Here is a 22097-nt window from a genome sequence, read left to right on the forward strand (position 1 = left end):
TTGCAGCTAATTTAACCATTTTAGGGGTTGAAAAGGCGGAGTCTTTTTGCAAATTTCTTGCCCGATTGGGGGTGCGTTGCGGCGGGCCAGCGGGAGCTATGGCGAATTTACGTGTGATTTCGCCGGTACACTTGACGTTTTGCGAAGCGCCTGCGCATTTTGTTAACTCTTTCTTAATACATCTTATAAGGGTAGGGAATTCCTGACCCTGATCATTCTCTCACCTTGGGGGTGTGTGGTTTTTGCCACCTTGGCCAAAGTGGGTTTTCATTTATCAACATTTCATCCCGGCGTTTTTAATTCGCGACGCGAATTCTTTCACATTCTATTCGCGTGAATAGGGTTTTGATTTAAATTAATCGGCTTTTTCTTCTGATTTTGGGTGCGTGGGGCGTTCTGAATTTCACTTTTTCCACACTACCCCCTTCGATGTATAAAGGTGGTAGCGCCTCGGGGCGGGGAAAATCCCGCTGAAACCGGTCAAATCTGACGTAAGGGCAGGGGCAGGGGCGAGAGAATCCCCGGTCCGCAGCAGGTGGGCGGAATCAGAGAGGCAGGGATTCTCTGACAGGCATTCTCAGGCCATTCTCGGGGCGCTCTCAGGCGCGGCGCTGTCCGCAACCAGGGGCGGCTCTTCCCTCTTCTTTCCCGGTGTCTGCCCCGGAGCGGCGCAAACCGATCAGCCGTAGCAGCGGCGGGCCAGCTGGTGCAGGCGGGCGTCGTTGCGGCTCTTCTCGCCGACGATATTGCGCACCGCATCGGGAATGTCTTCGGCGGCTTTGGCCTGATTGCCGGTGTTCTCGCGGTGCTCTGTCAGCTCCGCCAGCCCATGGCTGCGGCGGAAATGCTGCAGGGAAGCGCCCAGATGTTCGGTGACACCAATAAAGCTGTAGGCGGCGTTCAGTTTCTCCAGCGCGTGATCAAAGGAGTAGAAGGCCCCGGCCATCAGCGACAGCTGGTAATCATAGGGCAGCACGCGGGCGTAGGATTCCAGCGTCGGATAGCGCGCGGCAAAGGCCTCGTGCTGGGGGTGTTTGTCGGAGGTGTTGTAGCGGTAGTTGGAAACAAAGCGGTCCAGCGGGTCGCGGATGATGGTGGCGCATTTCAGCGGCAGTTCCTGGTGGCGCCAATACATCACGTCAGACCAGGCAAAATGCCCCATCAGCACCTGACGGCAGGGGTTGGCCGCGTCGCTGCGCCGGTAGAGCGCCTTGCGCGTCTTGTTGCGGAACGACTGGTTGGTGTTTTCCCAGGAAACCGGGTGAAAGATGTCAAAAGCCTCTTGCAGGGCTTTGCCGACCGACATGCCTGCGGTCTTGGGGATATGCATGAAGAGGATCACATCATTGGGATCGTGATAGGTCTCTGCCGCCACCAGACGGGGTGAAAACCGGGCCTCGAAGGCGGTCTCGGCAACGGTCTTGGTTGCGGTGGCCTGAGGGGAAACCTGTGACATGATAAGGGCTTGCTCCACGTTGGACAGCAGGTGTCGGATGCGCTGTCGGGCCTTAGCGAAGGGGGGGGCGGATGTCAATCTGAGCAGGTCTGTGCGGGCGGGTTTGCAGGCCGCTGTGGCGGGGCTGCCCGCCGATGGGGTGGCGGGTCTTTGCCCGGGGGTGATGACGGGCTGGCACTGGGGCTGCGCTGCTCTTGTCGTGACCCGCAAAGCCCTATGGACAGGGCATCGCAAGGGGGCAGGGCCTAGCTGTTTGACAAGGCTCTGGTGACTGTGCTTTTGACCCTTTATCCAAAAGCGCCGGGGTGCATTCTGCATCTGGGCGCATCCGGCCATGGGCCCGCGGTCTCCCGGTTCTGTCGGGACAGGGGCCGCAGGGCCATCTGGATCTCTTAATTCTTTCTGGTTGCCCGTCGGGCGACACCGACAAAGGCAGCACGTCATGGCACGCACCTCCGCACAGCATTCAAAATCCGGGCTGGCTGAGATCCGCAAGGCGCGCAAGGGCAACCGCGGCGCCTTCTGGCTGATTGGCGTGTTCAGCTTCTTTGCCAATCTGCTGATGCTGACCAGCCCGCTCTATATGATGCAGGTCTATGACCGGGTGCTGGGCAGCCGCTCGCTGGAGACGCTGGTGGCGCTGACGGTGCTGGCGGGGTTCCTGTTCCTGATCATGGGGGTGCTGGACTATGTGCGCGGCCGGATCCTGGCGCGGGTCGGGGCGCGGTTCCATGACCAGCTGGAGACCCGCGTGTTCAATGCGGTGCAGGACAAATCGGCGGCGGGTTTTAATGATGATGCCGCCAAGGTGGGGCTGCGCGATCTGGAAGCGATGCAAAAGGCGCTGTCCTCGCCCATCGTTTCGGCGTTTTTCGACCTGCCCTGGACGCCGTTGTTTCTGGGGCTGATTGCGCTGTTCCATCCGCTGATGGGTCTGTTGGCGCTGATCGGGGGCGCGGTGCTGGTGGTTTTTGCGCTGGCCAATCAGATGGTGTCCAAGGCGCCGGTTGAAAATGCCAGCATGATGGCGGCCTCGGCGCATCAGGTGTCGGATGGGATGCGCAACAATGCCGAGCTGATCCAGGGGTTGGGGATGCGGCGTGCGGCCTTTGCCAAATGGCGGATGCTGCGCAGTCAGGCGGTTGTCTCGGAGCTGAGTGCGGCGGACATGACCGGCGGCTTCAGCACCGCCACCCGCACGTTTCGGTTGGCGCTGCAATCGGCGATGCTGGGCACTGGCGCCTATCTGGTGCTGACCGAAGGGCTGACGCCGGGGGTGATGATTGCCTCGTCGATCATCATGGGGCGGGCGCTGGCCCCGATCGAGACGCTGATTGGTCAATGGGCGCTGGTGCAGCGGGCCATGCAGGCGCAAGAACGTCTGGGCCAGATGCTGACCGAAACCCCGGAACGCCCGGCGCCGATGAAACTGGCGCGCCCGGCGGCCAAACTGGAGGTGCAGGGCGTGGCTCTGGTGCCGCCGGTGGCGCCGGGGCAGGTGGCCAAGCCGGCCTTGCAGGGGCTGAATTTCAATATCCAGCCCGGTCAGGCGCTGGGGGTGATCGGTGCCTCTGGGGCGGGGAAATCCTCGCTGGCGCGGGCGCTGATCGGTGTCTGGCATCCGGTCTCGGGCAAGATCCGGCTCGATGGGGCGGCGCTCAATCAATATGACATGGATGATCTGGGCAGCTATATCGGCTATCTGCCGCAACAGGTGACGCTGTTTGACGGCACCATTGCCGAAAATATTGCCCGCCTGTCGATGATGCCGGATCCCGATCAGGTGGTGGCGGCGGCGCGCAAGGCGGCGGTGCATGATATGATCCTGACCCTGCCGCAGGGCTATGACACGCCGGTGCGGGTGGCCAGCAACCGGCTGTCGGGCGGGCAGGTGCAGCGCATCGGTCTGGCGCGCGCGCTTTATGGCGACCCGGTGCTGCTGGTGCTGGATGAGCCAAATTCAAATCTCGATAACGAGGGCAGTCAGGCGCTGAACCTGGCGGTTTCTCACGCCAAGAAGGACGGGCGCGCGGTGATCATCATGGCGCATCGTCCGGCGGCGATTCAGCTCTGTGACCTGATCCTGATTCTGGACAATGGCACCCAGCGCGCCTTTGGTGCCAAGGACGCGGTGCTGGGAGAGCATCTGCAGAACCCGCAGGTGGCGCAGAAGAAACCGGCCCAGCAGCAGGCCGCTCCGAAACAGGCCGCTCCGAAACAGGCAGAGGCAAAATCATGAGCGATACATCCAAATCCTACCCGATCCGTGGGCTGACCATTGCCGGGCTGCTGGCGATGGGTCTGCTGGTGGGCGGTCTTGGCCAATGGGCCGCCACGGCAGAAATCTCCGGCGCGGTGATTGCCTCTGGTTCGATCAAGGTGGAACAGAACCGCCAGGTGGTGCAGCACCCCTATGGCGGTGTTGTCGATGAGGTGCTGGTGAGCGAGGGCGATCTGGTTGAGGAAGACGCGCTGCTGCTGCGGCTGGAGCCGTCAGAGCTGCTGGCCGAACGGCAGATTGTCGAAGGCCAGCTGGCCGAAACCCTGGCCCGGCGCAGCCGCTACAGCGCGGAACGGGATGAGGCCGAGGAGGTCACTTTTGCCGAGCTGCTGTTCGAGCTGAGCGGCACCCATGTGCAGACCGAAGAGCTGATCAACGGGCAGAAACGCCTGTTTGAGGCGCGTCTGGTCAATTTGCGGGCCCGCATCAGCCGCTTGCAGGAGCGGGTGGGCCAGATCCAGAGCCAGATCGACGGCATCGAGGCGCAGCAATCGGCCCTGCAGGAGCAATTGGTGCTGATCGGCAAGGAGCTGGAAAACCAGCAGAGCCTGCTGTCGCAGGGGCTGGCGCAGTCCAGCCGGGTGCTGTCGCTGCAGCGTGAACAGTCACGGCTGCGTGGTCAGGCCGGGGCGCTGACCGCCCAAAAGGCCCAGGCCGAAGGGCAGGTCACCGAATTGGGTCTGGAGATCCTCAACCAGACAAGTGCGCGACGCGAAGAGGCGATCACCACCCTGCGCGACCTGCAGGTGCGGGAGCTGGAGCTGATCGAACGGCGCAATGTGATCCTGCAGCGGCTGTCCCGGCTGGATGTGCGCGCGCCGATGGCGGGGGTGGTTTATGACCTCAATGTCTTTGCCCGCAAATCGGTGATCCGGGCGGCGGATCCGCTGATGTATCTGATCCCGCAAAGCCAGCCTTTGGTGATTTCGGCGCAGGTGGCGCCGTCGGATATTGATCAGGTCTATCTCAACCAGCCTGTCAGCCTGAATTTCTCCAGCTTCAACCAGCGCACCACGCCGACGCTGTTTGGCACGGTGAGCACGGTCTCGGCCGATTCCTTTGTCGATCCGCAGACCGGGCGCAGCTATTACGTGGTCGAGGCCCGGTTGAACAAAGGCGAGATCGACCGTCTGCCCGAGGGCAATGTGCTGGTGCCGGGGATGCCGGTGGAGACCTTCATCCAGACCAACAGCCGCACGCCCTTTGCCTATCTGTTGCAGCCGTTCACCGATTACCTGAACCGCGCCTTCCGCGAGAGCTGAGACAGCTTGCGCCCAAGCCTCTGATTTTCCGGCCTCCCGTTTGGTATCTGACGGGGGGAAGGTGCAAAATCGACTGCCACTCTGGCGCAACATGTTTTAGACTGACGCGACCCCGGTCACTGGGCTCTGTCGGCGTGCCCGCGCTCAGGTATAGACAGGCGATGGACCGCAACAGATTTAAGGATAGCAGATGAAAAAAGCCCTCATCACCGGTGTAACGGGTCAGGATGGGTCCTACCTTGCGGAGTTTCTTCTTGAGAAGGGCTATGAGGTGCATGGGCTGAAGCGGCGGGCGTCGTCGTTCAACACCCAGCGGGTGGATCACATCTATCAGGACCCGCACACCGATCATGCCCGGTTCAAACTGCATTACGGCGATCTGACCGACACTTCGAACCTGACCCGCCTGCTGAGCGAGATCGAACCGGATGAGGTCTATAACCTCGGCGCGCAGTCCCATGTGGCGGTCAGTTTTGAGGCCCCGGAATATACCGCCGATGTCGATGGCATCGGCACGCTGCGCCTGCTGGAGGCGATCCGCTTTCTGGGGCTGGAGAAGAAAACCCGGTTTTATCAGGCCTCCACGTCTGAGCTCTATGGTCTGGTGCAGGAAACCCCGCAGCGCGAGACGACGCCGTTTTACCCGCGCAGCCCCTATGCGGTGGCCAAGCTTTATTCTTACTGGATCACGGTCAACTACCGCGAGGCTTACGGGATCTATGCCTGCAACGGCATCCTGTTCAACCACGAGAGCCCGCGCCGCGGCGAGACATTCGTAACCCGCAAGATCACCCGCGGCCTCGCCAATATCGCCCAAGGTCTCGAGGACTGTCTCTATATGGGCAATATCGACGCGCTGCGTGACTGGGGCCATGCCAAGGATTACGTGCGGATGCAGTGGATGATGCTGCAGCAGGAGGCGCCTGAGGATTTTGTCATTGCCACCGGCAAGCAATATTCGGTGCGCCAGTTCATCACCTGGTCGGCGCAGGAACTGGGGCTGACGCTGGCGTTTTCGGGCGAAGGTGTCGAGGAGATTGCCACGGTGACCGCGATTGAGGGCGATATGGCCCCGGCGCTGAAAGTGGGCGATGTGGTGCTGCGCATTGATCCGCGTTATTTCCGCCCCGCCGAGGTTGAGACGCTGCTGGGGGATCCTTCTAAGGCGAAGGAAAAACTGGGCTGGGAGCCGGAGATCACCACCGAAGAGATGTGCGCCGAGATGGTGCGCGAAGACCTCAAAACCGCCCGCCGCCATGCCTTGCTGAAAGAGCACGGCATGGATCTGCCGGTCAGCACCGAGGGCTGAGAGCATGGGCACCAGCGCTGTGAAACTCTATGTGGCCGGCCATCGTGGCATGGTGGGTGGTGCTATCCTGCGCCGTTTGCAGGCGCGTCAGGATGCGGGGGCAGACATTCAGCTGGTCACCCGGACCAGCGCCGAGCTGGATCTGACCAATCAGGCGGCGGTGCAGGCGTTTTTTGCCGCAGAACGCCCCGATCAGGTGGTGCTGGCGGCAGCCAAAGTGGGCGGCATCCATGCCAACAACGCCTATCCGGCGCAGTTCATCTATGAAAACCTGATGATGGAATGCAATGTGATCCATGCCGCCCATCAGCAGGGCGTTGAGCGGCTGTTGCAGCTGGGATCCAGCTGCATCTACCCCAAACACGCCCCGCAGCCGATGGCCGAAGCCGCCCTGCTGAGCGATGTGCTGGAGGCCACAAATGAGCCCTATGCCATTGCCAAGATCGCAGGCATCAAGCTCTGCGAGAGTTACAACCGCCAATATGGTCGCGATTACCGCTCGGTGATGCCGACCAATCTCTATGGGCCGGGGGATAATTTTCACCCCGAAAACAGCCATGTTCTGCCGGCGCTTATCCGTCGGTTTGATGCGGCGGCGCGGGCGGGCGAGGATCACGTGACGATCTGGGGCACCGGTACGCCCCGGCGTGAATTCCTGCATGTGGATGATATGGCGGCGGCCTCGCTGTTTGTGCTGGATCTGGACCAACAGACCTATCAGCGTGAAACCAGCCCGATGCTGAGCCATATCAACGTCGGCTGCGGGCAGGATATCTCGATCCTGGAGCTGGCCCGGATGGTGGCCGATGTGGTGGGCTTTGATGGTGAGATCCGCACCAATCCCGATCAGCCCGACGGCACCCCACGCAAGCTGATGGATGTCTCGCGGCTGGCCCGGCTGGGCTGGCAGTCGGAAATTGCCCTGCGCGACGGGATTGCCCAGACCTATGAATGGTATCTGCAGCAGGATCAGGCCAGCCTGCGCAGCAAATAACCTGCCTGCGCAGCAAGTAACCAAGCCGCTGGCCATCGCCGCAAAAAAGGCCCAGAAAAGACAGCCCAATAGCCCAGAAAGCGGGCAGACATTGGCACCAAACAGGTCAAAGACCAGACCCAGAGACCGGTCGGAAAGGGACAGCCCATGATCACCCCCATTCTTCTGTGCGGCGGCTCGGGCACACGGCTGTGGCCGCTGTCGCGCAAGAGCTATCCAAAGCAATTTGTCCCCCTGGTGGGGGAGACCACGCTGTTTCAGGCCTCTGCCCTGCGCCTGTCGGGCGCGGGGTTCGCGGCCCCGATGGTGCTGACCAATTCGGATTTCCGTTTCATTGTCACCGAACAGCTGGCCGAGGCGGGCATTGATCCCGGCGCCATTCTGATCGAGCCGGCCGGGCGCAACACCGCACCTGCGGTGCTGGCGGCGGCGCTTTGGCTGCGGGCGCGCGATCCGGACGGGCTGATGCTGGTGGCGCCCTCGGATCACGTGGTGCCCGATGCGGCGGCCTTTCGCGCGGCGGTGGCAGCAGCAGAACCGGCGGCGCGGGCAGGCCAGCTGGTCACCTTCGGGATCAAACCGGACCGGGCTGAAACTGGCTATGGCTATCTCGAACTGGATGGCGATCCGGGCGATTTCAGCCCCAAGGTGATCGGGCTGAAACGGTTTGTCGAAAAACCGGATCTCGCCACCGCCGAGGACATGCTGGCCTCCGGGCAGTTCCTGTGGAACGCAGGCATCTTCCTGTTCTCGGTGCAGGCGATCATCGCCGCCTTTGAGGCCCATGCGCCGGATCTGATGGTGCCGGTGCAGGGCGCGGTGGACAAGGGCGAACCGGATCTGGGCTTTCTGCGGCTGGACCCGGCGGCCTGGGACGGGGCCGCGGATATCTCCATCGACTATGCGGTGATGGAGCGGGCAGAGAATCTCGCCGTGGTACCCTATGCGGGGGGCTGGTCCGATCTGGGGGGCTGGGATGCGGTCTGGCGTGAAAGCGGCCCCGATGGCGATGGCATCGTCACCCAGGGGCGCGCGACGGCCATTGAATGTTCCAACAGCCTGCTGCGCTCGGAGGATGACGGGCTGGAGGTTGTCGGCATCGGGCTGAAGGATGTGATCGCCGTGGCGATGCCGGATGCGGTGCTGGTCGCGGATGCCAGCCGCGCGCAGGAGGTCAAGAAAGCCGTCGCCGCGCTGAAGGCGAAATCCGCCCGCCAGGCCGAAGCCTTCCCCAAGGATCACCGCCCCTGGGGCTGGTTTGAGAGCCTGGTGGTGGGCGAACGGTTCCAGGTGAAACGCATCCACGTCCATCCCGGCGCGGCGCTCAGCCTGCAGAGCCATCATCACCGGTCGGAACATTGGATCGTGGTGGAAGGCACCGCCAAGGTGACGGTGGATGACAAGATCCAGCTGGTGAGCGAAAACCAGTCGGTTTACATCCCCCTGGGCGCGGTGCACCGGATGGAAAACCCCGGCAAGGTGCCGATGGTTCTCATCGAAGTGCAGACCGGCAGCTATCTCGGCGAGGATGACATCATCCGCTACGAGGACATCTACGCCCGCAAGTGACCGCCTGCCACGGCTAGCGGATCAGCCATTCCTCCAACCCCTCGGGTGGGGTGTTTTTGCCGGGCAGCAGCGCGCGCAGGCGGATCCAGCGGGGATCGGTGGGCTGGCCCAGACGCAGGCGCAACCGGCCCAGAAGCCCGACCATATCCCATTCCACCCGCTCGGCGCGGCTGCGGTAGGGGCGGGTGGGGTCATAGGCCGGGTTGAGACAGGGCGCGCCGCCAGCCCCGCGCAGCATGGCGCCAAAGCCATCGCGCAGGCTGCGGCCCTGCCAGCGCCCGCCATCATCATTGCCCAGAATTGACGGGGTGGTGGAGATCACCCCCACTGGTGTCTCGCCGGGCCGGGCGGCGCGGATCCGGTCGCCGGCCATCACCACGGAGACCCCGCGCCGGTCCTCCCCATCCGGGTTGCCATCCAGCCATTCAAAAAACTCGGCATAATCCGCGCCGCCGCCGCTCCAGGCGCCATCGCAATAGCCATTGCCGGTCTGGCTCAGCCGGAACATCGCGCCGCTGCCATCGCCGGCGGTCAGGTAATCCTGCGCACTGCCCGTCGCGGTGAGTGCCAGAAGCGTGCTGTCATCACCGCTGACCTCCAGACGGGCACCGGGATCATAGGTGCCAAAGCCGGCACGTCCATTGGCGGATTTCAGCACCATGGCAGCGTCCCAGCTGCTGCCATCCGGCGAAAGTTTCACGGTGAAATCGGTATTGCCCGCCAGCCCCATCTCGGCATGGCCCGCCCAGTTGGATTGAAACAGCAGGCTGGCGGTGTCACCGCCTGAGGCCTTGTTGATCTTCAGCTGGTGGCCGCCGCCATCATGGCTGAACAGGCTGGCGGGGCTGCGCAGGGACAGGCGGTTGCTGGCGTCGGCGTCGGTGGCAATGCCCAGGCGGTCCAGCCGGTCGCCGGTCAGGGGCGGCAGTTGCCATTGGGTGCCATCCCAGATCCGCAGCGCCTGATCCGCCGGCACCCAGGCGCGCCAGCCCGGCTGCGGCGTCAGGAACTGCCAGGCGGCCTCCTGCCAGATCGCCAGCCGCCCGCCCTGACCGGCCCAGGCATCCGCGGGGCTGTCGGCCAGCCCATAGGTGGCGCCCTCGGCAGGGGTTGCGGGCGGGGTGGTGGCGTCAAGCGCTTCAAGGCGCAGCTGCACCAGCGCATCCAGCATGCGCAGCGCCTCATTATGGGTCACATGTTTTTGCGCCTGCGCGGGCATCAGATAGGGCAGGGCAAGACGGGGCGTGGTTTCAGAGAGGGGGTCTGACATTCTGGCGGCTCCTGATCGCGGGGATGGGGTCATCCTGCCTCAGCCAGATCACCCACCCCCTAAGAGCGCGCGCGCCGCCTGCGCAACACCTGCGTCGTATCCGGGCAGGCCAGGCGCGGGGGATTGTTTCCCCCGTGGCTGAACCACAGGGATTGTCTTCAATATGTAAACAATCTCCGCGTTTCTGCCCCATTCCCGTCCGCTCTGCCGCCGTGACCACCCGCGAGGGTTGATTTCGACCCCGGGCAGTCGCCCCGACGGGTCAGGTGATGACACAGCGCGGGAGCAGCAGGATGGATCTACAGTTTGCAGGACGGTTCGGGGCCAATGATCAACTGCTGGACAGCGATCTGCGCGATCTGGAACTCCATCAGGGGGCCAATGGCGCGGTGCAATTATTTGCGGTGAGCGGGCTGAACGGCGGCATTGCCAGCTATGGGTTGGGCCGCGGTGCGCCGGTGCTGCGCGACAGCCTGTATCACCGCGCGCTGGGGCTGGCAGGGGGCGAGGCGACCTTGGCCGAGATCGGCGGCGAAACACGTCTGCTGATGGAGGGCAGCACCCGCAGCGCGCTGGCCTTTCACCAGATCGGCGGCACTGGCCAGCTGTCGGCGCAGCAGCAGGCCAGCCTGCCCGGCGCGGGCGCTGCCGGGCTGACAGCGACGGTGGCGGGGGATCTCAGCGGCGGTGGATCGGTGGTCTACGGGCTGGCCAATGGCCAGCTGAGCGGCTGGCAGCTGAGCGCGGGCGGCACTCCCGGCGCAGAGGTCGCCACCCGTGGCGCGGCAACGGCCTACGCCCGCCCCGGCGCGGTGGCGCTGGAGCTGGCGGATCTGGGCGGCAGTGCGCAGGTGCTTTTGCTGGCGGACCGGATTGAACAGGGGGTGCAGAGCTACCGGGTGGATGCTGCCACTGGCGCGCTGAGCGTCGCGGACAGTCTGGGGGCGGCGGATGGGCTGGGGCTGGCGGAGCCCACCGCCGTGGAAAGTTTCACCGCCTTTGGCAGCAGCTGGGTGGTGGTTGCGGCGGCGGGCAGCGGCTCGCTCAGCCTGATTGCGCTGGCGGCCAATGGTCAGATGAGCCTGAGCGATCATGTGCTGGACACCGCCGCCACCCGTTTTGGCGGGGTCACCGCGCTGGAGGTGGTGGAGGTCGCAGGCGAGGTGCTGGTGCTGGCGGCGGGCAGCGACGACGGGCTGGCGCTGTTTCGGATTCTGCCCGAGGGCCAGCTGGTGCATGTCATGAGCCTCGCCCAGGCCAGTGGCACTGAGGATGCCGGGCTGGGGCTGGAGAATGTCACCGCGCTGGCCGCGGCGGTGGTCGGGGGGGGTCTGCAGATCTTTGCCAGCTCCGGCCGTGCCGAAGGGCTGTCGCAGTTCACCCTGTCGCTGGCAGAGCTGGGCGATGTGATCACCACCGCAGGCGGCCGGATCAGCGGCACCAGCGGCGCGGATGTGCTGGCCGGCGGCATCGGCGCGGTGCTGAATGGTGGCGCGGGGGCGGATGTCTTTGTGCTGCGCCCGGCTGAGGAGGGGCGCAGTGGCAGCCTGCGCATCAGTGATTTTGAGGCGGGTCAGGACAGTCTGGATCTGTCGGGATTTGACGGTCTGCGCAGCCTGGAGGGGCTGCAGATCCGCAGCCGCAGCGATGGTGCCACGCTCACCCATCAGGCGGCGGATGGCAGCCGCACCGAAGTTGTGGTGCAAAGCCGCGATGGCGACAGTCTGGATGCGGCGGATCTCTTTGCGGATGGCTTTGTCTTTGCCGACCGGATGCTGCCCCCCGCCGAGGCACCGGATCCGATGCGCTATGGCAGCGGCGGCGCCGACCGGCTCACCGCACGCAGCGCTGGCGACCAGATCAACGGTCTGGGCGGCAATGACACGCTCTTGGGCGGCGACGGGCGCGACAGCCTCTGGGGGGATGACGGGCATGACCGGCTGATCGGCGGCAAGGGGGTGGACCGGCTGCGGGGGCAGGCCGGCAATGATGTGCTGCTGGGGCAGGATGCGCGCGATCTGCTGGTGGGGGGCCTCGGGCGCGACACGCTGGATGGCGGTCGCGGCGGGGATCGCCTGTTGGGCGGGGCGGATGCGGATCTGCTGCGTGGCGGCGGGGAGAACGACCTGTTGCGCGGCGGCGCCCAGGGCGATCGCCTGCTGGGACAGAGCGGCCGGGACAAGCTGTTTGGCCAGAAAGGCAATGACCTGCTGGATGGCGGCGGCGGGCATGACACGCTGACCGGCGGCGCGGGGGCGGATGTTTTTGTGTTCGGGGCAGGTCATGGCAGTGACCGGATCCGCGATTTCACCCAAGGCGAGGATGTCATTCACCTTGGGCGTCTGGCGCGCGCGGGCATCTCTGAGGATATGAGCGATCTGACCCTGCAGCAGCAGGGGGATCACACGCGGATCCTGACCGGGGCTGGGGACATCCTGCTGCTCAATCAGAGTGCGGCAGAGCTGAGCGCGGATGATTTTATCTTCTGATTCCGGGGCCGGCCTGGAAGATGTGCCGGGATCAGATCAGACCAATAAGGCAGGAACTGGCAGCGCCCTCAAAACAGAAAGTCATCCGTTCTGAGAACGTCAAACGCCGTGTCCTGCAGGGTGAGCGACCAGCCGGTGTCATCCCGGATCACCAGATCCGCGCCGCGGACCTCAAGGTGATCATCGCGCAGATCGGCAAAATCCGAGACCCCGGTGGTGGCGCGCATATCGATGCGGTCGTTGCTCTGAAAATCAATCACCACATCAGCCCCTTGCGAGAACACAAAGACATCCGCGCCGCGCCCGCCGGCCATCCGGTCATTGCCGTCGCCACCGTCCAGCCTGTCCTGTCCGGCGCCGCCTTTCAGCGTGTCGCGTCCGCGTCCGCCCTCCAGCGCATCATGGCCCTTGCCGCCTTGCAGCCGGTCACTGCCCTGACCGCCGCTCAACTCATCCCCGCCGCGCGCCCCGGCCAGCGTGTCGCGCCCGGCGTTGCCCAGCAGCTCATTGGCGGCGCCATTGCCGATCAGATGGTCGTTGCCTGCCCCGCCCCAGGCGTCTTCGATCAGATTGAGGGTGCGGCCATCCAGGCGCACAGCGGCGGCCATGGCGACATTGTTCTCCAGCGCCCCGATGCTGGAATATTGCCCCGGGCGCAGATCAATCCGGCTGTTGGTCTCAATATCGGAGGCATCAATCAGATCCTGCCCGCCGGCATCCCAAATGGTCAGGCTGACATTGCGCGCCACCCCGTCGCCGCCCTGCACGGTCATGCCATCCGCGCCATATTGATAGGCTTGGCCGCCACGCCCGTCGCCAGCGCCGAGATAGACCGTGGCATCGGTGCGGGTCTCTGTATTGGCACCATAAAGCGCCTGCACCGCCTGCATATCCCACAGCATCGGCGTCAGCGCCCAGCCCTGAAGATCCTGGCCCAGATCCGCGTCACCGGGATGCGGCAGGTATGACATCACCGTGAACTGGCCAGGGGTTGTGGGGTTCTCGGGCATCTCATTGGGGTGATGCAGCCCGAGGGCATGGCCCAGCTCATGCAGATAGGTGTTCCAGCTGGTATGACCCAGTATCGGCCCGATGCCCGGCACATATTGATCGGGGTTGCTGTTGTTGAGCCAGAGATCTCCGGCGGGAGAGGGCCGCGTGCCCAGATCGGAGGGGTCTGGAAAATCGACGATAAAACCAAACAGCCCGGCATTCGCAAAATGCGCGCTGGCAAAGGTCAGATCCGCCGTCCCGCCTCGGGCCGGGATCAGGTTCAGATTGGCCACCTCATTCCAGGCCGCCACCGCCTGCAGCATCATCTGCCGCTCGGCGGGGTCCATATTCACCGTCGCCCCCTCGGGCAGGTATTCTCCGCCGACGTCATAATCGCCAAAATCCGGATCATAGTCGTAATAGTCCGGTACCGAAGAGAGAAAGTGATAGCGAATGACATCGTCGCCCTCATGCCAGCCGTCGGCTCCGCCCACCAGAAGCGCCCGGTAATCCTGATAGGTTGGCATTTTCGTATCCCTTGTTTTTAGGTCTAACCTGTGGCTCCGGACAGCTTAGCAGGGCGTTGCGGAGATAGGTTTAATTGCTCATGAAATCATATGTCGTCGCATTGTTTAACCTGCGCAAGGCGGAGCAACAGGCAAAATGTGCCTTTCCCGTGGCGTCACGCGCGTCTGGGCGTTAGGACAGAAGACAGGACCACGGCAGCAGATCGGGGGAGAGGGCATGCAGATTGAAGACACGGACCTGCCAGGTGTGAAGATCCTGACACCGGCGCGGTTTGGCGATGCGCGCGGGTTTTTCTGCGAGAGCTGGAACAAGGCGCGGATGGCCGAGGCGGGGCTGGATGTCGATTTCGTGCAGGACAATCATTCGCTGTCGATGGAGGTTGGCACCCTGCGCGGGCTGCATTTTCAGGCGCCGCCCCATGCCCAGGCCAAGCTGGTGCGCTGCGGCCAGGGGGCGCTGTTTGATGTGGCGGTGGATATCCGCAAAGGCTCGCCCACATACGGGCATTGGACCGGGGTGGAGCTGTCGGCGGCAAATGGCCGTCAGCTGCTGATCCCGGCGGGGTTTCTGCATGGGTTCATCACCCGCAGCCCCGGCACCGAAGTCCTGTATAAATGCGATGCGTATTACGCGCCGGACTGTGATGGCGCGGTGGCTTGGGACAGCTGCGGCATTGACTGGGGCTTTGAGGGTACACCGGTGCTTTCTGAAAAGGATGCTGCGGCGCTCCGGTTTGAAGACTTCGACAGCCCTTTCGTGTGGGAAGGATAAGAGATGAAGATTTTGGTGACAGGTGGCGCTGGGTTCATCGGCTCGGCCGTCGTCCGACTGGCCGTGGCGCGCGGCCATCAGGTGGTCAATCTGGATGCGCTGACCTATGCGGCCTGTCTGGACAATGTGGCGGCTGTGGCGGACAGCCCGCTCTATGCCTTTGAGCAGGTCGATATCCGCGATCGCGCCGCATTAGACACTGTTTTTACCCGCCACCGCCCGGATGTGGTGATGCATCTGGCTGCGGAATCCCATGTCGACCGCTCCATCGACGGGCCGGGCGATTTCATCGAGACCAATATCACCGGCACCTATCAGATGCTGGAGGCGGCGCGCAAATACTGGGCCGAGGCGGGGCGTCCGGAGGGGTTCCGGTTCCATCATATCTCCACCGATGAGGTCTATGGCAGCCTGCCTGCGGACCCCAGTGTGATGTTCACCGAAGAGACCGGGTATGATCCGCGCTCGCCCTATTCCGCGAGCAAGGCCGCCAGCGACCATCTGGTGCGCGCCTGGGGGGAGACCTATGGGCTGCCGGTGGTGCTGACCAATTGCTCCAACAACTACGGTCCCTATCATTTCCCCGAAAAGCTGATCCCGGTGGTGATCCTCAATGCGCTGGCGGGCAAACCGCTGCCGATTTATGGCGATGGCTCCAACGTGCGCGATTGGCTTTATGTGGAGGATCACGCCGATGCGCTGCTGTTGGTGGTGGCCAAGGGACGCCTGGGGCGCAGTTACAATATCGGCGGCGAGAATGAGCGCAGCAATCTGGAGCTGGTCGAGACGCTCTGTGCGATCCTTGACGAGAAACGGCCGCGGGAGGATGGGGGGTCTTACAAGGACCAGATCACATTTGTCACCGACCGCCCGGGCCATGATGCGCGCTATGCCATCGACCCCTCCCGTATCCGCGACGAACTCGGCTGGCGGCCCAGCGTCACCGTTGAGGAAGGTCTGGCGCGCACGGTGCAATGGTATCTGGACAATGAGAGCTGGTGGCGCGCGCTGCAAAGCCGCGACGGCGTGGGTGAGCGGCTGGGGGTCAAGGCGTGACGCGCGGGTGTGAAGGCTTGCCCGATGGAAAGCCTGCCTCCCTCTCGTCGGCAAAGCCGCCTGCCGGGCAGCGGGACGGGCAGCAGGGCGGGGATATTTTGGGCCGGAAGGGACGTGCTTCTGCTCCTAGGCAGACCAAGGGACATAAAAGGAGCCGCATATGATCCTTGTTTTTGGCAAAACTGGTCAGGTGGCGCAGGAACTGGCGGCGGAGGAAACCGTCACCTGCCTGAGCCGGGATCAGGCGGATCTCACGGATCCTGCGGCCTGCGCCGAGGTGATCCGCGCCCATGCGCCTGCGGCGGTGATCAACGCCGCCGCCTATACCGCTGTGGACCGGGCCGAGGCGGAGGAGGATCTGGCGACACGGATCAATGGCACCACCCCCGGGGTCATGGCCGAAACCTGCGCCACGCTGGGCATTCCCTTTGTCACCCTCTCCACCGATTATGTTTTCGACGGCAAGGGCAGCAGCCCCTGGCATCCGGATGAGCCGGTGGCGCCGCTCAATGCCTATGGGCGCTCCAAACAGGTTGGCGAGGCGGCCGTGCGCCTGGCGGGGGGCGCGCATGTGATCCTGCGCACCTCCTGGGTGGTGTCGGCCCATGGCAGCAATTTCGTCAAGACCATGCTGCGTCTGGGCAAAGAGCGCGAGCGGATGCGCGTGGTGGCCGATCAGATCGGCGCGCCGACCCCGGCCCGCGCCATCGCCGCCGCCTGTATCGAGATTGCCCGTCAGCTGATCGCAGACCCGGAAAAATCCGGCACCTATCATTTTGCAGGCCAGCCGGAGACCAGCTGGGCCGGGGTCGCCACCGAGATCTTTGTCGCGACAGGCATTCCCTGTGCGGTGGCGGAAATCCCAACCTCGGCCTATCCGACCCCGGCACCGCGACCCTTGAACTCACGGCTGGATTGCAGCACGCTGGAGCGGGTTTTTGGCACCACGCGCCCGGACTGGCAGGCCGGGCTGAAGGATATTCTGAAGGATCTGGGAGAGCGGGCATGACCACAGGCACATCCGGCGCGGGCCGCAAAGGCATCATTCTGGCAGGTGGCTCCGGCACGCGGCTTTATCCGATCACCATGGCGGTCTCCAAACAGCTTTTGCCGCTCTATGACAAGCCGATGATCTACTACCCTTTGTCGGTGCTGATGCTGGCGGGCATCCGCGAGATCTGCGTCATCACCACGCCGCAGGATCAGGATCAGTTCACCCGGCTTTTGGGCGATGGCAGCCAGTGGGGCATCTCTCTCACCTATGTGGAGCAGCCCAGCCCCGACGGTCTGGCGCAGGCCTTTGTGCTGGCCGAAGACTTCCTGGATGGTGCCCCTTCTGCGCTGGTGCTGGGCGACAATGTGTTCTTTGGCCATGGCCTGCCGAAACTCCTGGCGGCGGCGGATGCGCAGACCAGCGGTGGCACCGTTTTTGGCTATCACGTGGCCGATCCCGAACGCTATGGCGTGGTGGAGTTCGACGCTGAGGGCCGCGCCCGCGAGATCATTGAAAAACCCGCCGTGCCGCCGTCGAACTATGCGGTGACGGGGCTGTATTTCCTGGATGGCAGCGCGCCGGAACGGGCGCGGCAGGTCACGCCCAGCCCCCGCGGCGAGCTGGAGATCACCGATCTGTTGCAGATGTATCTTGACCAAGGCGCCCTCCGGGTGGAGACTATGGGCCGCGGTTATGCCTGGCTGGACACCGGCACCCATGGATCGCTGCTGGATGCGGGCAATTTCGTGCGCACCCTGCAAGAGCGCCAGGGGCTGCAGACCGGCTGCCCCGAGGAAATCGCCCATGAGGCAGGCTGGATTGACGCCGCCCAGCTGCGCACCCGCGCCGAGATGTTCGCCAAAAACGCCTATGGCGCCTATCTGGAAAGGCTGCTGAACTGATCAGAGCGCGACACGGCTCCACCCCAGGCTGGGCGCAGCAGCTGGATCAGCTGTCTGCTTGTTCTCGCTTAGGTGTATGCGATCATCCATGATTCCACTTAGATGACTTATTTACCTCTGGACGTTTCACCTTGGCTTCATTTACTCTTTCAGAGAACAGATACTGAAGGCAACGATATCGTATCGCTATAGTTTTAAGGTTCATGGCATAATGAATACAGCTTTCAGAATATTGGCATGTGTTTTCTTATCAACATTTTTTACGACATGTGTCGATGCGCAAACTCAACTAAGCCCTCAAGCCTCTACAGGGTGTAAGATCTTCTCAACAGGAGAACGTGAGGCTAAGTATATTTGCAGAGAATTAAAGGTTTCTCTTGAAGAGACTTTAGAATTCTTGGTGTTATCAATTGAGTACGAACCTTCTATAATTAGTAAACTAATTTTGGAGGAGAGAGAAATTCAACCGATTTTCGTGGAGAAATTTCTGTCTTCTATGTGGATTTTAGAAAATTGTGAGGCCAAGGAAGCTTGCGCCAAGCCATCTGCCGAGCAGACCTCTTTATCAACATGTGAAGGTGAAATGAAAATGTACACTTTGTACAGAGGATTTTTCCTTCAAGATTACCCCCCCCCCCTTAAAACACTCGAAATAGGAAAATCTCTTCTCTGCGCGTCAAATCAGGGATTGAACGTCCTTATATCAGCAGAGTTATTTGCTACGGACCAAGATGCTTTCGTCATATTGCCTGTGGCAGCAAGAAATGGAGAGAAGTAATGGTACAGATCACATTCGGTGATCTTTGTTGGGTAAAATACAAAAGGGTGCAGTCAAACTGACTGCACCCTTTGAAAATTAAGAAGTATCGTCAAAACACGACCACAGACACTTGAGGCTGTGATGGTGGGTCTGTCAGTTTTAGTGCCTCAAAAACGTACTGGCTCTTACACTATTGATGGCAATAAACCGTTTCATACAAGAATCTTATCCGGATCAGAGCGCGCCTGCGCGGCTGAAGACGCCGAAGAAGTTGCCGATGATATTGGAGATGGTCAGGGCATCATTCACTGGCGCTTCGGTGGCAATCAAAAGATCCCCGGAATTGATCTTGAAGCGGCGCGCCGAGAACAGCCCGTCGGCCGAGGTGAGATCCAGCGTGAACACCACCCGGGGCTGGCGCGGACCACGCTGGCCCGGCGCGAGGGCGCTGTCGGGGTATTCGCGCAGCACCAGAAGCCCCTGCGGGTCGGCGCGGCTGTCCTGAAAGCCGCCCGCGACCGACATGGCGTCCATCGCCGACATCTGATCCTTGGTGAACGTGTGCAGATCCTCACGGCCGGTTGCCCCGAAGGAGAGGAAATAGCGCGCGTCCTCTTCCACAAACACCCGGTCGCCGCCGCGCAACAGCGTGTCGCGGCGCGGATCATTGAGCAGGGTCTCCACCGAGGTGCCATAGATGCTGCGCCCGCGCACCAGACGGATCTGCGGATTGTTGAGGCCGGCGCTGATGCCGCCGCCGGCCGCGATCAGCCCCATCACCGTGTAATTGCGATCCGGCATCGGATAGGTGCCGGGGGTGGTGACACCGCTGACCAGATCCACCGAATTGCCGCGCCCTTCGGTCATGTCCAGCTGCAGCTGGGCCGAAGGCACGATTTCTTCCATGGCGGTCTGCAGTTTTTCGCGTGCCAGATCCGGGGTCAGCCCGTTCACATTCACATTGCCCACATAAGGCATGAAGATGCTGCCATTGGCGGCCACCGTCACATCCTGCAGCTGCACCATTTTTTCATCCGGGCTGGTCAGCAGGGAATTGTCGCTGCTGTCCCAGATCCGCAGGGTCAGCTGATCGCCGGGCTGGATGATCTGGGTTTTGGCGCCTTGGGTGGCCCCGATCCATTTCAGCGGGCGTTTGCCGTTATGGGCACCGCCGCTTTCAGGGCCGGTTTCGGGCCAATGGTCGACGGCGGGCAGAAAGGCGCGGGTCACCGCATAAAGGGCAAAATCGGCATCCGCATCATCGGCAGTTTTCAGGATCTCTTCGCTGGCGGGGGCACCGCCGGGCAAACGACCGCAGGCTGCCGGCAGCAGGGCGAGACCAAGAGCGGCAAGCAGGAGGAAAAGACGGCGCATGGGGATCCTTCGTTCGAAACCGTCCGAAAACGGCTTGATTTTTGTTCCCCGCAAGATACTGGGCATGCAGACTGCGTCAACCGCAAGCACTACGGTAACAGGGGGGCTGATGCGTTTTCCACCCACATTGAGACCCGCATTGATCCTGGGCGCCTCCGGGCGGATCGGCGGAATCCTGCGCCACCAATGGGCCTCTGCCGGGGCGGACCTGCGCTGGCAGCGGCGGGCGCGGCCTGACGGAGCAGAGACCGAGGTACAGGGCTGGCATGTCTTTGATCCGCTGGCGGACCCGGAGGCGCTGGCAGAGGCGGCGCGGGGCGCGGCGGCGATCCTCTGTTTGGCGGGGCCGGTGCCCGGCGGCGCGGCGGGCCACGATCTGAGTGCGCGCCAGCTGGTGCAACATCGCGATCTGGCGCTGGCGGCGCTGGAGGCGGCCGCGCATGTGCGCGACGCAGGGGCCGGGGCAGGGGTTGAGACCGGGACAGGGGCACCGCGGGTGTTGCTGGCCTCTTCGGCGGCGGTCTATGGCGCGGCCCCTGGTTCCCTGAGCGAGGACACCCCGCTGGCCCCGGTGGCCCCTTATGGGGCGGCCAAGGCCGAGATGGAGCAGGCCGCGCAGGCGCGTGCCGCCGAACTGGGGCTGGAGATCACCCTGTTCAGAATTGGCAATATTGCCGGCCTTGATGCGATCCTGGGCGGCTGGCGGGCGGGGTTCTGTCTGGATCAACTGGCCAATGGGCAGACGCCCCGGCGCAGCTATATCGGCCCGCGGACCCTGGCGGAGGTGCTGGCGGCCTTGCTGCGCTGCCCCGACCTGCCGCAGGTGCTGAATATCGCCCAGCCGGGAGCGGTGGCGATGGGCGATCTGTTGCAGGCGGCGGGGCTGGAATTTGCCCGCAGGCCCGCGCCTGCGCAGGCCATTGCCGAGGTGCAGCTTGACGTCGCCCGGCTGATCGGGCTTTTGGCGGCACAGCCCGTGCCTGCCGCAGATCTGCCAGCGCGCCTGCCTGTTGCCACAGCCGCTGATCTGGTGGCGGAGGTGCGCGCGCTGGACCTGCTGCCCAACGCCCGATCCCGATAAGGACACTCGCATATGACCTGGCGCAAACGCCTCTTTGATCTCTTCTTTGCCAGTCTTCTGGTGGTGGTGCTGGGCCCGGTGCTGCTGGGGCTGCTGGCCTGGCTGCTGCTGAAGGAAGGCCGTCCGCTGTTTTACGTGGCTGAACGGATGAAAGGCGTCGATCAGCCCTTTGCCTTGTGGAAACTGCGCACCATGCAGGTGGTGGACAGCGACACGGGCGTGTCCGGCGGCGACAAATCGGCCCGCATCACCAGGACCGGCGCCTGGCTGCGCGCCAAGCGGCTGGATGAGTTTCCGCAACTGTGGAACATCCTGCGCGGCGATCTCTCCTTTGTCGGGCCGCGTCCGCCGCTGCGCCAATATGTCGAGGCCAATCCCGAGCTCTACGCCCGGGTGCTGAAATCGCGCCCCGGAGTCACCGGACTGGCGTCGATCACCTATCACAAACATGAGGCCGCCCTGCTGGCGCGCTGCACCACCGCCGAGGAAACCGATCAGGTCTATTCCCGCCTCTGTGTACCGATGAAGGCACGGCTGGACCTGATTTATCAGCGTCACCAGAGCATGTGCTATGACTTTGATCTGGTGTTTCAGACCATTGGCAACCTGTTCCGGCGCAGCTGAGAACCGGGTCGGGGCCGGGTATTCGGCGATTCGCCGCCCCCTGACGGGCGATTTTGTGCCAGATGCCCCTGCTGTAGGGCAGGAACCGCAAAGGGATCTCTCCGGGAGGGCCTCAGAGGCGGCAAAAGCAGGCAAATCACCGGGAAACGGCGTTTTTTTGCCACCAGCCGTTTTGTATTACGCTCCGAATGGGTCTAAAGTGACCTCTGAGTGACATTCGCAAGACGCCGGCAGGGGACGCCGGGGAAACGCCTTTGAAACAGGGCCTGCCGCCAGAAACACCCGTCACATAGGGTGCGGGGATCTGAGGCCGGGGATTGAGAAAAACGCATTTGAAACGGTGGCGCATCCGGGGTGATTTCCGGCGCAATATCGGGACATATA

Annotated in this window: 17 protein-coding genes; 13 read left to right on the forward strand and 4 right to left on the reverse strand. The window is 63.1% G+C overall.

The features are described 5' to 3' along the window. Positions 1 to 679: 679 nt before the first annotated feature. Positions 680 to 1456: a sulfotransferase family 2 domain-containing protein gene (locus PhaeoP97_RS20745; RefSeq protein ID WP_237029068.1), complete on the reverse strand. Its 777-nt coding sequence runs from the start codon at positions 1454 to 1456 to the stop codon at positions 680 to 682. Between the two features lie 442 nt (positions 1457 to 1898). Here PhaeoP97_RS20745 and PhaeoP97_RS19670 point away from each other — a divergent pair, with 442 nt between their 5' ends. The 5 genes from PhaeoP97_RS19670 (at position 1899) to PhaeoP97_RS19690 (ending at position 8871) form a co-directional block, all read left to right on the forward strand. After that, positions 1899 to 3695 (forward strand): type I secretion system permease/ATPase, encoded by a 1797-nt coding sequence (locus PhaeoP97_RS19670; RefSeq protein WP_072506935.1) that lies wholly within the window; start codon positions 1899 to 1901, stop codon positions 3693 to 3695. Then, positions 3692 to 4999: an HlyD family type I secretion periplasmic adaptor subunit gene (locus PhaeoP97_RS19675; RefSeq protein ID WP_014876623.1), complete on the forward strand. Its 1308-nt coding sequence runs from the start codon at positions 3692 to 3694 to the stop codon at positions 4997 to 4999. The genes PhaeoP97_RS19670 and PhaeoP97_RS19675 overlap by 4 nt, the downstream gene beginning before the upstream one ends. Before the next feature lie 190 nt (positions 5000 to 5189). Beyond that, positions 5190 to 6308, forward strand: coding sequence for a GDP-mannose 4,6-dehydratase (gene gmd, locus PhaeoP97_RS19680; RefSeq protein ID WP_072506936.1), 1119 nt, complete (start codon positions 5190 to 5192; stop codon positions 6306 to 6308). A gap of 4 nt (positions 6309 to 6312) precedes the next feature. Then, the gene (fcl, locus tag PhaeoP97_RS19685) at positions 6313 to 7302 is read left to right on the forward strand and encodes a GDP-L-fucose synthase (RefSeq protein ID WP_072506937.1); all 990 of its coding nucleotides are present in this window, start codon (positions 6313 to 6315) and stop codon (positions 7300 to 7302) included. Positions 7303 to 7449: 147 nt separating this feature from the next. Then, positions 7450 to 8871, forward strand: a complete 1422-nt coding sequence (locus PhaeoP97_RS19690; protein ID WP_072506938.1) for a mannose-1-phosphate guanylyltransferase/mannose-6-phosphate isomerase — start codon at positions 7450 to 7452, stop codon at positions 8869 to 8871. 13 nt (positions 8872 to 8884) lie between these two features. Here the strand turns inward: PhaeoP97_RS19690 and PhaeoP97_RS19695 are convergent, their stop codons facing one another. Further along, on the reverse strand, positions 8885 to 10141 hold the full coding sequence (locus tag PhaeoP97_RS19695; RefSeq protein WP_072506939.1) for a DUF2793 domain-containing protein: 1257 nt from the start codon (positions 10139 to 10141) through the stop codon (positions 8885 to 8887). Positions 10142 to 10434: 293 nt separating this feature from the next. Here PhaeoP97_RS19695 and PhaeoP97_RS19700 point away from each other — a divergent pair, with 293 nt between their 5' ends. After that, a complete protein-coding gene (locus PhaeoP97_RS19700; RefSeq protein ID WP_237029069.1) occupies positions 10435 to 12630 on the forward strand; it encodes a calcium-binding protein in 2196 nt (731 codons plus the stop codon). A 68-nt stretch (positions 12631 to 12698) separates the two neighbouring features. Here the strand turns inward: PhaeoP97_RS19700 and PhaeoP97_RS19705 are convergent, their stop codons facing one another. Beyond that, entirely contained in the window at positions 12699 to 14150 is a 1452-nt protein-coding gene (locus PhaeoP97_RS19705; RefSeq protein ID WP_072506941.1) for a M10 family metallopeptidase C-terminal domain-containing protein, read from the reverse strand. A gap of 217 nt (positions 14151 to 14367) precedes the next feature. On the opposite strand from PhaeoP97_RS19705, the gene rfbC reads away from it, so the two are divergent. From rfbC to PhaeoP97_RS20400, 5 genes are all read left to right on the forward strand, one after another. After that, complete coding sequence (gene rfbC / locus PhaeoP97_RS19710) at positions 14368 to 14922, forward strand: dTDP-4-dehydrorhamnose 3,5-epimerase (protein WP_072506942.1); 555 nt, start codon at positions 14368 to 14370, stop codon at positions 14920 to 14922. Positions 14923 to 14925: 3 nt separating this feature from the next. Beyond that, positions 14926 to 15978 carry a dTDP-glucose 4,6-dehydratase gene (gene rfbB, locus PhaeoP97_RS19715; protein WP_072506943.1) on the forward strand — a complete coding sequence of 351 codons (1053 nt, stop codon included), beginning with the start codon at positions 14926 to 14928 and terminating at the stop codon, positions 15976 to 15978. A 160-nt stretch (positions 15979 to 16138) separates the two neighbouring features. After that, positions 16139 to 16987, forward strand: coding sequence for a dTDP-4-dehydrorhamnose reductase (gene rfbD, locus PhaeoP97_RS19720; RefSeq protein WP_072506944.1), 849 nt, complete (start codon positions 16139 to 16141; stop codon positions 16985 to 16987). Then, the gene (gene rfbA / locus PhaeoP97_RS19725) at positions 16984 to 17874 is read left to right on the forward strand and encodes a glucose-1-phosphate thymidylyltransferase RfbA (protein WP_072506945.1); all 891 of its coding nucleotides are present in this window, start codon (positions 16984 to 16986) and stop codon (positions 17872 to 17874) included. The genes rfbD and rfbA overlap by 4 nt, the downstream gene beginning before the upstream one ends. Before the next feature lie 211 nt (positions 17875 to 18085). After that, positions 18086 to 18652 (forward strand): hypothetical protein, encoded by a 567-nt coding sequence (locus PhaeoP97_RS20400; protein WP_157891285.1) that lies wholly within the window; start codon positions 18086 to 18088, stop codon positions 18650 to 18652. A 216-nt stretch (positions 18653 to 18868) separates the two neighbouring features. Here the strand turns inward: PhaeoP97_RS20400 and PhaeoP97_RS19730 are convergent, their stop codons facing one another. Beyond that, entirely contained in the window at positions 18869 to 20008 is a 1140-nt protein-coding gene (locus PhaeoP97_RS19730) for a polysaccharide biosynthesis/export family protein (RefSeq protein WP_072506946.1), read from the reverse strand. 109 nt (positions 20009 to 20117) lie between these two features. Between PhaeoP97_RS19730 and PhaeoP97_RS19735 the strand changes: the two genes are divergently transcribed. Together PhaeoP97_RS19735 and PhaeoP97_RS19740 are read left to right on the forward strand one after the other, a co-directional pair. Then, on the forward strand, positions 20118 to 21089 hold the full coding sequence (locus tag PhaeoP97_RS19735; RefSeq protein WP_237029066.1) for an NAD-dependent epimerase/dehydratase family protein: 972 nt from the start codon (positions 20118 to 20120) through the stop codon (positions 21087 to 21089). 12 nt (positions 21090 to 21101) lie between these two features. Next, on the forward strand, positions 21102 to 21713 hold the full coding sequence (locus PhaeoP97_RS19740; protein ID WP_072506948.1) for a sugar transferase: 612 nt from the start codon (positions 21102 to 21104) through the stop codon (positions 21711 to 21713). Positions 21714 to 22097 lie beyond the last annotated feature (384 nt).

It is taken from the genome of Phaeobacter porticola, assembly GCF_001888185.1.
GTDB classification, from domain to species: Bacteria; Pseudomonadota; Alphaproteobacteria; order Rhodobacterales; family Rhodobacteraceae; genus Phaeobacter; species Phaeobacter porticola.

What these genes read in the sequence shown, in the direction of transcription:
- PhaeoP97_RS20400 (WP_157891285.1), top strand. Translation starts at nt 18,086, where the DNA reads ATGAATACAGCTTTCAGAATATTGGCATGTGTTTTCTTATCAACATTT.
- PhaeoP97_RS19735 (WP_237029066.1), top strand. Translation starts at nt 20,118, where the DNA reads ATGCGTTTTCCACCCACATTGAGACCCGCATTGATCCTGGGCGCCTCC.
- PhaeoP97_RS19675 (WP_014876623.1), top strand. Translation starts at nt 3,692, where the DNA reads ATGAGCGATACATCCAAATCCTACCCGATCCGTGGGCTGACCATTGCC.
- PhaeoP97_RS19690 (WP_072506938.1), top strand. Translation starts at nt 7,450, where the DNA reads ATGATCACCCCCATTCTTCTGTGCGGCGGCTCGGGCACACGGCTGTGG.
- PhaeoP97_RS19700 (WP_237029069.1), top strand. Translation starts at nt 10,435, where the DNA reads ATGGATCTACAGTTTGCAGGACGGTTCGGGGCCAATGATCAACTGCTG.
- PhaeoP97_RS19730 (WP_072506946.1), bottom strand. Translation starts at nt 20,008, where the DNA reads ATGCGCCGTCTTTTCCTCCTGCTTGCCGCTCTTGGTCTCGCCCTGCTG.
- rfbC (WP_072506942.1), top strand. Translation starts at nt 14,368, where the DNA reads ATGCAGATTGAAGACACGGACCTGCCAGGTGTGAAGATCCTGACACCG.
- PhaeoP97_RS19695 (WP_072506939.1), bottom strand. Translation starts at nt 10,141, where the DNA reads ATGTCAGACCCCCTCTCTGAAACCACGCCCCGTCTTGCCCTGCCCTAT.
- gmd (WP_072506936.1), top strand. Translation starts at nt 5,190, where the DNA reads ATGAAAAAAGCCCTCATCACCGGTGTAACGGGTCAGGATGGGTCCTAC.
- rfbB (WP_072506943.1), top strand. Translation starts at nt 14,926, where the DNA reads ATGAAGATTTTGGTGACAGGTGGCGCTGGGTTCATCGGCTCGGCCGTC.
- PhaeoP97_RS19740 (WP_072506948.1), top strand. Translation starts at nt 21,102, where the DNA reads ATGACCTGGCGCAAACGCCTCTTTGATCTCTTCTTTGCCAGTCTTCTG.
- rfbA (WP_072506945.1), top strand. Translation starts at nt 16,984, where the DNA reads ATGACCACAGGCACATCCGGCGCGGGCCGCAAAGGCATCATTCTGGCA.
- PhaeoP97_RS19670 (WP_072506935.1), top strand. Translation starts at nt 1,899, where the DNA reads ATGGCACGCACCTCCGCACAGCATTCAAAATCCGGGCTGGCTGAGATC.
- fcl (WP_072506937.1), top strand. Translation starts at nt 6,313, where the DNA reads ATGGGCACCAGCGCTGTGAAACTCTATGTGGCCGGCCATCGTGGCATG.
- PhaeoP97_RS19705 (WP_072506941.1), bottom strand. Translation starts at nt 14,150, where the DNA reads ATGCCAACCTATCAGGATTACCGGGCGCTTCTGGTGGGCGGAGCCGAC.
- rfbD (WP_072506944.1), top strand. Translation starts at nt 16,139, where the DNA reads ATGATCCTTGTTTTTGGCAAAACTGGTCAGGTGGCGCAGGAACTGGCG.
- PhaeoP97_RS20745 (WP_237029068.1), bottom strand. Translation starts at nt 1,456, where the DNA reads ATGTCACAGGTTTCCCCTCAGGCCACCGCAACCAAGACCGTTGCCGAG.